Genomic DNA, 12,987 nt, shown 5'->3' with positions numbered 1-12,987 from the left:
ATGGGACATGAATTAACAGAACAAGAAATTGTTCGTCGTGAGAAAATGGAGGCTTTGCGAGAACAAGGAATCAATCCCTTTGCAAGTGGATTTAAACCTGAAGAACGCTCATCCGACATTTTTGGGGCTTACGATAGCAAATCAAAAGAAGAACTTGCAGAACTTGAAGCTACAACCAAAATAGCTGGTCGAGTTATGACTAAGCGTGTCATGGGTAAAGCTGGATTTATGCATCTTCAAGATCGTGATGGACAAATCCAAGTTTACGTACGAAAAGATACAGTTGGAGATCTAGCGTTTGAGTACTTTAAAGAACTTGATTTAGGGGATATTTTAGGTGTTGAAGGAACAATTTTCCGTACAAACCATGGTGAATTATCCGTTAAAGCGAGTGAATTGACACACCTTACAAAAGCATTACGACCATTACCAGATAAATTTCATGGTTTACAAGATAAAGAAGAACGTTACCGTCGTCGCTATTTAGATTTAATCATGAATGAAGACTCACGACGTACTGCAATGTTACGTCCATTAATTATGCGTTCAATTCGAAAATTTTTCGATGACCGTGGTTTGGTAGAAGTTGAAACACCGGTTTTAACTCCGATCTTATCAGGCGCAGCAGCACGTCCTTTTGTGACACACCACAACACCTTGGATATGGAGTTCTATTTAAGAATTGCGACTGAACTTCCTTTAAAACGCTTGATTGTTGGTGGCATGGAAGGTGTCTATGAAATTGGTCGTTTATTCCGTAATGAGGGAATGAGTCCAAAACATAACCCTGAATTCACGACAATTGAAGCTTATGTAGCTTACGCAGATATGTATGACATGATGGATATCAGTGAAGGTTTACTTGAATACCTTGCACACGAAGTCTTAGGAACAACTGAAATCGTATATCAAGGAACTGAACTTTCACTAAAAGGCCCTTACCGTCGTGTCCATATGGTTGATATCATTAAAGATGTTACAGGAGTTGACTTCTGGAACGTCAAATCTGATGAAGAAGCAGTTGCAATTGCGAAAGAACATAATATTAATATGGCAAAACATCAATTATCATTTGGCCATGTTGTTAATGAGTTCTTTGAGACATTCTGTGAAGAAAAGATTGTCCAACCAACATTTGTTTATGGTCACCCTGTTGAAGTGTCGCCACTTGCAAAGAAAAATCCAGAAGATCCTCGTTTTACAGATCGATTTGAGATGTTCATTGATGCCCGTGAATATGCGAATGCATTCTCCGAACTGAACGATCCTATTGACCAACGCGAACGTTTTGAAAGTCAATTAAGCGAACGTGAACTTGGTAATGAAGAAGCGAATGAAATGGATGTTGATTATGTTGAAGCGTTAGAATACGGAATGCCGCCAACAGGTGGAATCGGTATCGGTCTAGACCGCCTCATCATGCTCTTAACAGACAGCGCAAGTATTCGCGATGTCTTGTTATTCCCACACATGAAAAAAAGATAAAGAAAAAAAGATACTAACTGACAGTTAGTATCTTTTTTTCTATAAGAGCCATAATAAACCAAGAAAGGCAGAAAGCATTAGAATTTGAGTTGTCTGAAGTTTGAATTTATAACTAAATCCAAATACTAAGATGAATACAACTATAGTTAAAGCACTAAAGCTACTCTCATTCAAAAGCAACATTGAAAAAATGGTTACCGTCGCAAGACTGATAAGTGTTGCGGAACTAATGCGTAAGGATTTCAAAATCAATTCCCATAAATCTTTGTGACTTGCCTTATCATAGGATCCATACACACTAAGTGTTAAGCAGACACCGATAAGGACGCATCCAAGTGTCGCGATCATTGCACCCGGGATTCCAGCAATATTGAGACCCACGAAGGTTGAGATGTTTACTGTCAAAGGCCCGGGAGTCATTTGGGAAATGGTTATCATATTGATAAAGTCTTGTGTCGTAATCCAACCATGAATGTTAATAATTCTATTCTCGATGAGTGGAATGGTTGCATATCCACCGCCAAGACTGAATAACCCAACATATAAAAACTCAAAGAATAGCTTAATCAACTGTAACATGATCTTGCTCCCATCGATTAAACATAAACACGACTACAAAATTAAAGATTAGAATAAAAACTATATGAATCTTAAATGCGAGAGAAAGCAACAATCCAGTGAGATATAAGAAGACTGCAAATTTGTGATCTCTTTGGTACAGATCCTTAACCATATCTAGCACCAATCGCACCATAATCACAGCAACACCTACTTCTAAGCCTTTAAATATAGCTTGTATAAGTGCTTGCCCCATAAAGAAATCATAAAAATATGTTATTACTGAGATTATAAATAAGGGTGGTAAGATGGTCCCGATAAACGATGCGAACCCTCCAGCTTTACCATTGATTTTATAGCCCACTCCGGTTGCTAGATTTACGGATATGGCACCGGGTGCTGATTGAGCAATTGCAGCAAGATCTTGTAATGTGTCTTCGGTAATTAATTTTTTCTCTTCAACATACTTTGTGCGTAAAATTGGGATGGTAATATACCCTCCGCCAAACGACACAGCAGATAAAAAGAAGGATGTATAGAATAGTTCTAAATTTGATATTTGTTTCATAAAAGCCTCCGCTTGTATTATAGGTAATTCTCGGTAATAATTATAATAGATAGAAATGATAGAGGTATAACTAAATCATTATGGAGGTAGGTTATGAATATTCGACTCTTAAAAATCTTTAAAGAAGTATACGAACTTAAGTCAATTACTAAAGCAACCGAGACGTTGTATATATCACAGCCGGCGGTATCTCAAGCAGTTAAGGAACTTGAAACGGTCTTGAATCGTAATCTCTTTGTGCGTAAGTCTGGAGGCATTGAGCCAACTCCGTTTGGCGCTCAGTTTTATCTTCAAGTGACTCATTTTCTAAAAGGTTATCACCAATTTGAAGCAGATGTATTTAAACTCAATAAATCGAATCCCTTACGAATAGGGTCCAGTATCACTGTCGCAAAGACAACGTTACCAGATATTATCAAACGCTATGAATCCTTACATTTGGAGCATAAAACCGAAACAACAATCGCCAATGCGCAAGATGTGCTTGCACTACTCATTGAGGATAAAGTTGATGTCGCTATAATTGAAGGATCAATGCACGATGAGACATTTGAGACAATTGAACTTGGGACTTATAGCTTAAAATTTTTCTCTAAATATCCACATAATATTTCGAACCTTGAATCTTTACTTCAACACAGAGTATTGCTTCGGGAATCCGGGAGTTCAATTCGTAATGCATTTGAAGCGTTGCTTTTAAAACATAAATTAGTTTATCACCCGACATGGCAAACTGTTAATTCAGAAGCAATTCTTTTCGCGGTAAGACAAGATTTAGGGATTGGTTTCTTACCGGAAGTACTCATACATCATGATTTTTATATTTATGACGATATCACAACTGATATCACAACACCGATTACTCTGTGTTATCGAAAAAATCAAGTTTTTGAAGATCCTTTGAATGAATTTGTGGATATTGTTCTGGAGGCATTTGGTAAATAATACGAATTCCTTTAATCCGAGCCTGTGATATGTTAGAATACTAAAAAAGAAGAGGTGACTTATGGATTATTCAGTATTAATTGTTGCCGCTGGGAAAAAAGCAGCAGAAGGTGCAAGTTATGCAAAAGCACTTGCCTCATTTAATGACTCAAAAAGTGTTTTAGGTCAGACAATTTCAGTCTTTATGCATGATGCACAGTGCAAACAGGTTGTAATTGTTGCGAGTTCTGCTGATATGACGCGTGTTGTAAAGTCTAATGGTAGTGGCAAGATTGTTTATGTTAAGGGCGGTAAAACACGTCAGGAGAGCGTGTTGATTGGTCTTACAGCGGTTTCAGAGGATGTTGTTCTTATCCATGACGGTGTACGTCCTTGGTTACGTCAAGGTTTAATTGATAAACTACTTGTTCGCATGCAAACTGAAAAAGCATGTGTACTTGGATTACCTCCAACCAGCCGTATGTGCCGTGTTGTTGATGGATATATTGAGTCAACAGTTGATACGGATTCCTTTATTCAAACCCAAACGCCTCAGGCATATCACACATCTTTTATTTTGAGTTGTTATGCGAAAGCGAATCGTTCGGGTGGGACGTTTATGGATGATTCAGAAGTGGTCTCTGCATTCTCTGATGTTAAGATTGCGGTTGAAGCAGGCGATTCAAGAAATCGTCGATTTATTCTAAAAAAAGAAGATTAGGACATTAGGTCTGTGAAACTTATTTAGTGATGACGGAATAGGTTTACATAGACCTTTTTGTTTGGTATAATGAAGAACGGATAAAATATAAAAAAATATCCTTGCTCGAAAGAGCCATAGACCAGAAGGAGGTGTACAAATGCGCAAATATGAAGTAATGTACATCGTGAAACCTACATTAGACGAGGAAGCTCGTACAGCAGTTATTGCTAAATTACACGCTATCTTAACAGATAACGGAGCAACAATTGATGAAGTTAATGAATGGGGTTTACGCGAACTAGCATACGAAATTGAAGACTTCAAAAAAGGTTACTATGTAGTAACTCAATTTACATCAGGTGATGAAGCAGTTAATGAATTTAACCGTTTAACACGTATCAATAACGATGTAATCCGTCACATGATCGTACGTCAAGACGAAATCTAATCAAAAACACAAGGGGTGATTATTTATGATTAATCGCACTATATTAGTGGGTCGTTTAACTCGAGATCCAGAACTTCGTAAAACACAAACAGGTAAGTCAGTCGTTTCGTTTACTGTAGCGTGCAATCGCCGCTTCGGTCAACAAGATGAAACTGATTTCATCAATTGTGTGGCTTGGAATCAAACAGCTGATTTTATGGCGAATTACTTACTAAAGGGTGCTTTAGTAGGTCTAGAAGGTCGAATTCAATCGAGATCATATGAAGACGCTACCGGTAAACGTGTATACGTTCAAGAGGTTGTTGTGGATACACTTCAATCACTCGAATCACGCGCACAACGTCAAGAACAAGGCGCAAGCCAAGGCCAATACCAGAATCAAAATAGTAATCAAGGTGGATCAAGTTATACACCTTCATACCAAGCTGATCCTGAACCATCGTTCTCAATGGATGATGAGCCTGTTCTCGATATAACCAGTGACGATCTTCCATTCTAATCGAAAGGAGATTTGTTATGTCATTCAGAAAATTCCGTGGACCACGTCGTAAAGTTTGCTATTTTACAAAAAATAACGTAAAAACAATCGATTACAAAGATGTGGAATTACTAAAACGCTTTATCTCAGCAAATGGTAAAATTATTCCTAGACGTGTTACAGGTACAAAAGCTAAATACCAACGTCCATTAGCAACAGCTATTAAACGTGCTCGTCAAATGGCTTTATTACCATACGTATCAGATAACTAAGATATTCAAAAGCCTCTCTAACGAGAGGTTTTTACTTTATGGAGGATACAATTATGAAGAAAACACTGAGCCTAACATATGGTGCAATGACTGTTGCTTTAACAGGGATTATTTTGTTTTTTGATCGCATAACGGCTGGTTTTTTTATGACGTTTCTTGCGCTACCTTTAATTGTCTACGGATCGTATTGTGATTGGTCCGAGGCGTTTGTAGTTTACTTATCATGTATTATAATGGCGGTTATCATGTCGGGGCTTTTCTCAACAATTTTGATGATGGCAGGGTATGGTGCTGTAGGATTAGCGTATATTTACTGTATGAAAAAAGAGGCTTCCCCAACACGGAGTTATCTTGCTATGGGAGTAGTTATTGCTTTGTTTTACTTTATAATGATTCGTTTCTTTGGTCCTGCTTTTGGTATGGACTTTCAAGAAATCATTCAATCTGTGAAAGGGATTCTAAATATTCACAATTCACTTGTACTTTATGGTATTTCAATTAGTATGGTTCTAATTACAATGGCTATGGAACTCTTTATAATGAAAACGAGTGCAGATATCGTTTTAGTGATGTTACATCGTAATAGAAAATAGTGTCGATTTGTGATAAAATTTAAGGTGAAAACCTAGGGGGTTTATTATGTCTAATCAATTTGAGACTCTTAAAACACGTTTAATGATTTTAACTTTGACCCAATTGGTGGTCCTCTTCTTTTTCCATGTTTTTATTAATAAATATTTGTATGTTGTACAGTATATTTTTCTTGTAATTGACTTTGCAATTATCTTCTATATTTTCGCTACTGCGATTACAAGTCGCAAGGAACGCGTTATATCTGTTGCGGATGTATTAGGACAAGAAGCAAGTTATGCTTTTGAATATGCAAATATGGGGATTATCACACTTGATGATCAAAATACGATTACTTGGATGAGTGAGCTTTTTGATGAACTTAATATCCTTGGTACCGGAGAATTGGTTACTGATATCTTTCCGACTATTGTGAAAATTATTAAAGGAAATAATGAAACGATGACAATTCGTTTTGATTCCCATGTTTTTGAAGCATCGACGATGGGTCAAAAGAACATTATTTTCTTTAAAGATGTTACGGATTTAAATGAACTTGAGATTATCAACCGAAATAATCAAGTTGTCTTGGGGATTGCGCACCTTGATAACTATGAAGAAACAACTCAATATGAGGAAGAGCAAACGATTGCTTTTATTGACTCAAACATTCGACAGGCTGTCGTAAGATGGGCTGATAATCATGAGATGTTCGTGCGTCGTATTCGCCCAGACCGTTATCTTTTAGTCTTAAATGAACAAGTATTTCAAAGGCTTGAAAGTGAACGTTTCTCGATTGTGAATGAGATTCGAAAACAAGCTACAAAAATTGATGCAAGTATTACCTTGTCTCTTGCGTTTGCCCGACATAGTGATAACTTTAAGGATTTAGAGGATATGTCGAATAAAGCCCTTGAAATGGCACAGAGTCGTGGCGGTGACCAAGTAGCGATTAATACAAAAAATGAAGTTATGCGTTACTTTGGTGGAAATACAGAGGCTGTGGAGAAACGTAGTAAAGTTCGTGTGCGGGTTATGGCTCAAAATCTTGGTGAACACATTTTAGAATCCAGCAATGTTGTGATTGTAGGCCATCGTATGATGGACTTTGATTGTTTCGGAAGTGCGCTGGGTGTCTCGTCAATCGTTTCCGTTTATAATAAAGAAGCTTCGATTGTTATTGATTTAGAGGATACTGAGGTCAATCTTGCGGGAGGTATTCGTAAGCATCGTGATGAGTTTGAAAAGGATCACAATTTAGTGACACATGAACAAGCGCGTTCGCTTATTGGTCCAAACACATTACTGATCATGGTAGACCATCATTCGCTACAACAATGTCAGTTCCCAGATTTAGTGGATAAAGCAGAAACTGTTGTGGTTATTGACCATCATCGACGTACAGGGGATTTTAAATTTAAACCAACCCTAACGTACATTGAGTCGTCCGCTTCATCAGCGAGCGAACTGATTGTGGAATTATTCCCGTATCATCGACGTAATGTTGTTATTTCTAAACTTGAAGCAACCTTTATGTATACAGGAATGCTTATTGATACCAATCGCTTTAGAAATCGAAGTGGAAGTAGAACTTTCCAAGCCGCAGCTGAATTACGTAAGTATGGCGCTGATTTAATGGAAGTTGAAAATATGCTTCGTGATGAATATGAGAGTTTTGAAATGAAAAACAAAGTATTGAGTAAATGTGAATTTTTTGATGATTACTACGTAATTGCAGCATACAAGGATGAGTTATTACCACGACCATTGATGTCTCAAGCAGCTGATGAAATTCTAACTGTGAAAGAGGTTGAAGCGTCGTTTGTGGTGGCTTATGTTGATGAAGACATTGTCGCGATATCATCACGATCAAAAGGTGAATTAAACGTTCAAGTTGTTATGGAACGCCTCGGTGGTGGCGGTCACTTTACTGGAGCTGCAGCTCAAATTAAAGGACAATCGATTCATGAAGTCGTAGAGTCACTTAAAAAAGCTATAGAAAATGTAAGAGAGGAAAGTGAATAATATGAAATTAATTTTATTAAAAGACGTTAAAAAAGTAGGTAAAAAGAACGATATCGTTGAGGTTGCGGATGGTTATGCGCGTAATTTTTTATTACCGAATAAACTCGCAGTTATGGCAAGTGATCAAAGTCGTGAAATTTTAGATCACCAAAAACAAGAACATGCTGCTGAAGTTCAGGCAGAAATTGAAAAAGCGAAACTTCTAGCGAAAGAGCTTGAGAAAATCACTTTAGAATTTAAAGTCAAAGTGGGTGAAGGTGGTCGTGTCTTTGGTTCTGTATCCACAAAACAAGTAGAAGATGCATTGAAAAAAGAACACAAGATTAAAGTGGACAAGCGTAAATTTAAACCCAGTGGTCCAATTACTCATTTAGGATCAAATCGTATCCAAGCAACACTTTATGGAGATGTAACCGGAGAAATCCACGTTAAATTAATTGCTGAATAAGAGGAGGAACTATGCGTAAATTGCCTTACAGTCAAGACGCTGAGATGGCTCTTTTAGGAACGCTATTGGTGTTCCCAGAGTCTGTTGCAGTTGTTGAAGAATATGATATGCAAGTCGATGACTTTTATAATACCGAGCACCAAAAAATATTTTCTCATATGATAGAAATTATTGAACGTGGTCGTGTTTTAGATGCGACGACTTTAATAACACGATTAAAAGATCAACATGAAATTGATAGTGTGGGTGGTGTCGAATACTTGTTTGCACTTACAGAAAACAGTGCAACACCAGCAAGTGTGAAACACTATATTGAAGTTGTTCAAGAAAAAGCTCAAATGCGACGCCTCATTGATGTTGGGCAGTCTATCGCTGAAAAGGGTTTTGACTCTACTACTGAACTTACTGCACTGCTTGATGAAGCGGAACAAAGAATTTTAGAAGTAACGCGTGTTCGTCGTACAACTGAAATGCAGCGAAGTCGTGAGGTTGTAAATGAAGTAATAGAGAATTTAAATCGAATTCGTGAAAACCACGACCGTATCACCGGTTTGAAGACCAATTACAGCCATTTGGATAATGTTACTAACGGTTTGCAACGTGGTGATTTAATTATCTTAGCGGCGCGTCCGTCTGTAGGGAAAACGGCATTTGCCTTGAATCTAGCACTGAATGCAGCACGCCACAATAAAAATGAAAAAGCAGGAATGGCGATTTTCTCCCTCGAAATGCCTGCAACACATCTAATTTCACGTATGTTGAGTGCGCAATCTTCTGTGAAGAGCGAGTATTTACGTACCGGTAACTTAAATGATGAGCAATTAAATAATGTTTATGCAGGAGCCAATGTGCTATCAAAGCTCAACATCTTTATTGATGATAGTTCAACAATTACTGTTCCAGAAATTTTTTCAAAATGTCGAAAACTTAAATCTGAAGGTAATTTAGATATGATTGTGATTGACTATATTCAGCTGATCTCAGGACGTGGAAAAACAGAATCACGTCAACAAGAAGTATCTGAAATTTCACGTGGTCTCAAACAGTTAGCCCGTGAAATGGATTGCCCTGTTATTGCGCTGTCACAGTTATCACGTTTAGTGGAACGTCGAGACAGTAAAATACCACAATTGAGTGATTTACGTGAATCCGGTTCGATTGAGCAAGATGCGGATATTGTAATGTTCTTGTATCGAGAAGATTATTATAAAGACCGCGAAGGTGAAGAGGACGATGGACCTCAATTACCGAAACCAGAACAACAAGAAGTATTACTAAAAATGGCGAAACACCGTAATGGTGCATTGGCAGACATTACACTTATGTTCAATGCTTCCATAAGTAAGTTCTATGGTGTTGCCGGAGATGGAGGTAGAATGTAATATGAAAAAACATAAAAACCTCATTATGATATCCGTCGCATTTCTTTTTGCGGTTGGATTAGGGTATCTTTACAAGTCTCCAACTTCAGCATCGGAAATTAAAACAGCATATGAAGCAATCGATTCATCATCTGCAATATTTCCACAAGAAGTTGTGACTGTAAATGATAAACCTGTAGTGATTACAAAGCTTTATCGCGAGCAAAAACTTGTAGGGGTCTTAAAAGATTCGACTCGTCTACAAAAGATGTTTGATGAAGTGTATGAAAATGAATATAAAGAAGAATTTCCAGATTCAAAGCTGGGATTTATTGACGACCTCATTCAAGTAGATGAAATGAGTTTTAATGTTTATGAAGATCGTGACAATGATATTTTTGAATATCTTTATAAAGAAAACTTATTTGCAATTGAAGCGAATAAAGTTACATTCTCAAATGGAGCCATCATCTATGTAAAGAATTCTGAAGATTTTGATTCAGCACGTGATAAATTTATCCAAAACTTTACCAGTGAAAGTACCTTTGATGCGATCAAGAATAATAAGAAAATTCCTGCCATTACAGATTATGGAACCAAGGATATAGACGTGAAGGTTAAAGAAACCGTAAAAGTAACACGGGGTCTTGCGACGAAGGATAAAATCCTAAAAGATGAAACAGAAATTCTGACCTTCCTAAGCTATGGGTATAATCCGAAAGTTGAAACATATAAAATAAAACCGTTTGATACCTTAGAAGGTATTGCATATCACAGTGGAATGAACGTAAACCAGATTCAATCCATTAATGCGGATAAAATTAAAGATGTGAATCAAGTTCTTGAAGTTGGATCAGAACTTCGAGTAAGTAAGTTTGATTCGCCATTTACAGTCACCGTAACAAAACAACGTATGACGACGGAACCGGTATATCCTGAAAAAACGGTATATCAATCCGATCCAGAACTTGCGGAAGGTAAAGAAGTTGTGGATGTCGTGGAACAAAACGGAGCTCGTGACGTTATTTATGAAGATATTTATGAGAATGGTGCATCCATTTCAACGAAAGAAATATCGAGTAAAGAAACTAAGAAACCAGTACGTGGTGTTATTCGTTATGGTACAAAAGTTGAACCTAAAGTTGGTAGTGGTGCATGGCGTTGGCCTTTAGACAATGCATATGTTCTCTGTGGTTATGGTTGTTATCCAAATCACTCAGGTACAGACTTCTCAACACACGGTAGTGGCTATGGACCAATTTACGCAATTGATCGTGGTGTTGTCACAACGAACTCATATGATCCAGGAGGATGGGGTAACTATATAGTTATCGACCATGGTAATGGATACAGATCCCTCTATGCACACATGGCAAGTCCAGGTTATTTCCAAGCAGGACAAACTGTCGCTAAAGGTGAGAATATTGGTTATGTTGGTATGACGGGACGAACAAGTTATCCACACGTCCATCTTGAAATTATTGTTGGTGGTGGAACACGTGTTGATGCATGTGGTGTTATAGGCTGTTAGTTTTTATCAAATCGAAGTATAAACGAGATTTCGGTCTCGTTTGTGCTTTCCAAAAGGAGTTGGTTTAATGAAACAACATAAAGAACTGAAATTAATCCTGATAACTTTTATAGTCTCAGTACTTATTGCGTACGCAATTGAAACAGTGAGTGCGAATACGAGTGTTGTGGATTTATACAAATTAACCGATACATCTACGTCTATCTTCCCACAAGAGTCTGAAGGGAAGTCGGATAAACCCATTGAAGTTACAAAACTTTATCGTGACGAAAAATTAGTGGGGATTATAAGCGACGGTTCAAAATTAAATAAGATGTTTGATAAGGTCTACGAAGAAGAATATAAAACAGAATTTCCAGATTCAAAATTAGGCTTTATCGATGACTTAATTCTTGTTAAAGAATTAAGCTTTAACCACTATGAAGATCGTGATGATGAAATATTCCAATATCTCTATGATGAAAAACTCTTTGCGATTGAAGTTAATCAAGTCACATTCTCCAATGGAGCGATTATTTATGTTAAAAACATCGATGATTTCAACAAAGCCCGTGATACCTTTATTCGAAACTTTACAGATGACAAAACATTTGATGCGATGAAAAATAATCGCAAAATTGAAAGTATTAAGGATTATGGAACGCATGATGTTAATGTTGAAGTGGAAGAAACAGTTCAAATAAGTAAAGGATTAACATCCAAAGAGAATATTCTTATGAATGAAAGTGATGTTTTAACGTTTCTAAGTTATGGATATAATCCAAAAGTTGAAATTTATGAAGTTCAACCTTATGACACAATCGCAGGGATTGCTTGGCATAAAGGAATGGATGCAAATCAAATAAAATATATAAATAGTGATATAATTAAAGATGTAAACCAAGTGCTTGAGGTTGGATCGAAACTTCGAGTAAGTAAGTTTAATTCTCCTTTTACCGTTAAAATCACTCGTGAACGAATGACCTCTGAGGTTGTTTATCCCGAGTCAACAATCTACGAATCAGACCCGGAATTATCTGAAGGGAAAGAAGTTGTGGATGTTGTGGAACAAAATGGTAAGCGAGATGTGGTTTATGAAGATGTTATTGTGAACGGTGCTCCGAAGTCTTCGGAAGAAATCCGGACTCAAGTAACGAAAGAGCCTATACGTGGTAAAGTTCGCTATGGTACGAAGGTTGAACCACGGATTGGATCGGGGAACTATCGTTGGCCGTTAGATAACGCAAATATTTCATGTGTATATGGAAATTCGTGTTACTACAACCATAATGGAACCGATTTTGTCCTCAATGGTGGAGGATTCGGCCCAATTTATGCAGTTGACCGAGGTGTTGTTTCGGAAACTGTAAGTGGTTGTTTTGAAGGGAATTATGGATGTGAAAGTGGTTGGGGAAATCATATTGTGATTGATCACGGTAATGGCTACACAACACTTTATGCACATATGGCTACAGGTCCTTACTTCAATGTTGGTGATCTTGTAAAACGTGGTGATAATATTGGATATATGGGTATGACCGGTACTACTTATGGGCCTCATGTTCATTTAGAGTTCCGTTATCACGGCGTGCGGGTAGACCCATGCACCGTAATGGGATGTTAGGTAAAGGAAGATG

Annotated in this window: 14 protein-coding genes; 12 read left to right on the top strand and 2 right to left on the bottom strand. The window is 37.4% G+C overall.

The window, feature by feature from the left end:
• Positions 1–1,485 (top strand): lysine--tRNA ligase, encoded by a 1,485-nt coding sequence (gene lysS, locus NMG63_RS08605; RefSeq protein WP_254006977.1) that lies wholly within the window; start codon positions 1–3, stop codon positions 1,483–1,485.
• A gap of 39 nt (positions 1,486–1,524) precedes the next feature.
• Here lysS and NMG63_RS08600 read toward each other — a convergent pair whose 3' ends face one another.
• Together NMG63_RS08600 and NMG63_RS08595 are read right to left on the bottom strand one after the other, a co-directional pair.
• A complete protein-coding gene (locus NMG63_RS08600) occupies positions 1,525–2,064 on the bottom strand; it encodes a chromate transporter (RefSeq protein WP_254006976.1) in 540 nt (179 codons plus the stop codon).
• Positions 2,048–2,611, bottom strand: coding sequence for a chromate transporter (locus tag NMG63_RS08595; RefSeq protein ID WP_254006975.1), 564 nt, complete (start codon positions 2,609–2,611; stop codon positions 2,048–2,050). The genes NMG63_RS08600 and NMG63_RS08595 overlap by 17 nt, the downstream gene beginning before the upstream one ends.
• 93 nt (positions 2,612–2,704) lie before the next feature.
• Between NMG63_RS08595 and NMG63_RS08590 the strand changes: the two genes are divergently transcribed.
• The 11 genes from NMG63_RS08590 (at position 2,705) to NMG63_RS08540 (ending at position 12,974) form a co-directional block, all read left to right on the top strand.
• Positions 2,705–3,556 carry a LysR family transcriptional regulator gene (locus NMG63_RS08590; RefSeq protein WP_254006974.1) on the top strand — a complete coding sequence of 284 codons (852 nt, stop codon included), beginning with the start codon at positions 2,705–2,707 and terminating at the stop codon, positions 3,554–3,556.
• Between the two features lie 61 nt (positions 3,557–3,617).
• Positions 3,618–4,256 (top strand): IspD/TarI family cytidylyltransferase, encoded by a 639-nt coding sequence (locus NMG63_RS08585; RefSeq protein WP_003774352.1) that lies wholly within the window; start codon positions 3,618–3,620, stop codon positions 4,254–4,256.
• 139 nt (positions 4,257–4,395) lie between these two features.
• Complete coding sequence (gene rpsF, locus NMG63_RS08580) at positions 4,396–4,686, top strand: 30S ribosomal protein S6 (protein WP_003774354.1); 291 nt, start codon at positions 4,396–4,398, stop codon at positions 4,684–4,686.
• Positions 4,687–4,711: 25 nt separating this feature from the next.
• Positions 4,712–5,185, top strand: coding sequence for a single-stranded DNA-binding protein (gene ssb, locus NMG63_RS08575; RefSeq protein ID WP_003774356.1), 474 nt, complete (start codon positions 4,712–4,714; stop codon positions 5,183–5,185).
• 17 nt (positions 5,186–5,202) lie between these two features.
• Positions 5,203–5,436 (top strand): 30S ribosomal protein S18, encoded by a 234-nt coding sequence (rpsR, locus tag NMG63_RS08570; protein ID WP_003774357.1) that lies wholly within the window; start codon positions 5,203–5,205, stop codon positions 5,434–5,436.
• Between the two features lie 53 nt (positions 5,437–5,489).
• Positions 5,490–6,029, top strand: a complete 540-nt coding sequence (locus NMG63_RS08565; protein ID WP_254006973.1) for a DUF2232 domain-containing protein — start codon at positions 5,490–5,492, stop codon at positions 6,027–6,029.
• Between the two features lie 46 nt (positions 6,030–6,075).
• Positions 6,076–8,031, top strand: coding sequence for a DHH family phosphoesterase (locus NMG63_RS08560; protein WP_254006972.1), 1,956 nt, complete (start codon positions 6,076–6,078; stop codon positions 8,029–8,031).
• Position 8,032: 1 nt separating this feature from the next.
• Positions 8,033–8,479, top strand: a complete 447-nt coding sequence (gene rplI, locus NMG63_RS08555; protein ID WP_013853429.1) for a 50S ribosomal protein L9 — start codon at positions 8,033–8,035, stop codon at positions 8,477–8,479.
• 11 nt (positions 8,480–8,490) lie between these two features.
• Complete coding sequence (gene dnaB, locus NMG63_RS08550; protein WP_254006971.1) at positions 8,491–9,861, top strand: replicative DNA helicase; 1,371 nt, start codon at positions 8,491–8,493, stop codon at positions 9,859–9,861.
• A 1-nt stretch (position 9,862) separates the two neighbouring features.
• Positions 9,863–11,371, top strand: coding sequence for a peptidoglycan DD-metalloendopeptidase family protein (locus tag NMG63_RS08545; protein ID WP_254006970.1), 1,509 nt, complete (start codon positions 9,863–9,865; stop codon positions 11,369–11,371).
• A 67-nt stretch (positions 11,372–11,438) separates the two neighbouring features.
• Positions 11,439–12,974: a M23 family metallopeptidase gene (locus tag NMG63_RS08540; protein ID WP_254006969.1), complete on the top strand. Its 1,536-nt coding sequence runs from the start codon at positions 11,439–11,441 to the stop codon at positions 12,972–12,974.
• The last annotated feature ends 13 nt before the right edge of the window (positions 12,975–12,987 follow it).

Source organism: Erysipelothrix amsterdamensis, assembly GCF_940143175.1.
In the GTDB taxonomy this organism is placed as follows: domain Bacteria; phylum Bacillota_I; class Bacilli_A; order Erysipelotrichales; family Erysipelotrichaceae; genus Erysipelothrix; species Erysipelothrix amsterdamensis.
This window is presented reverse-complemented; position numbering and strand designations above follow the sequence as displayed.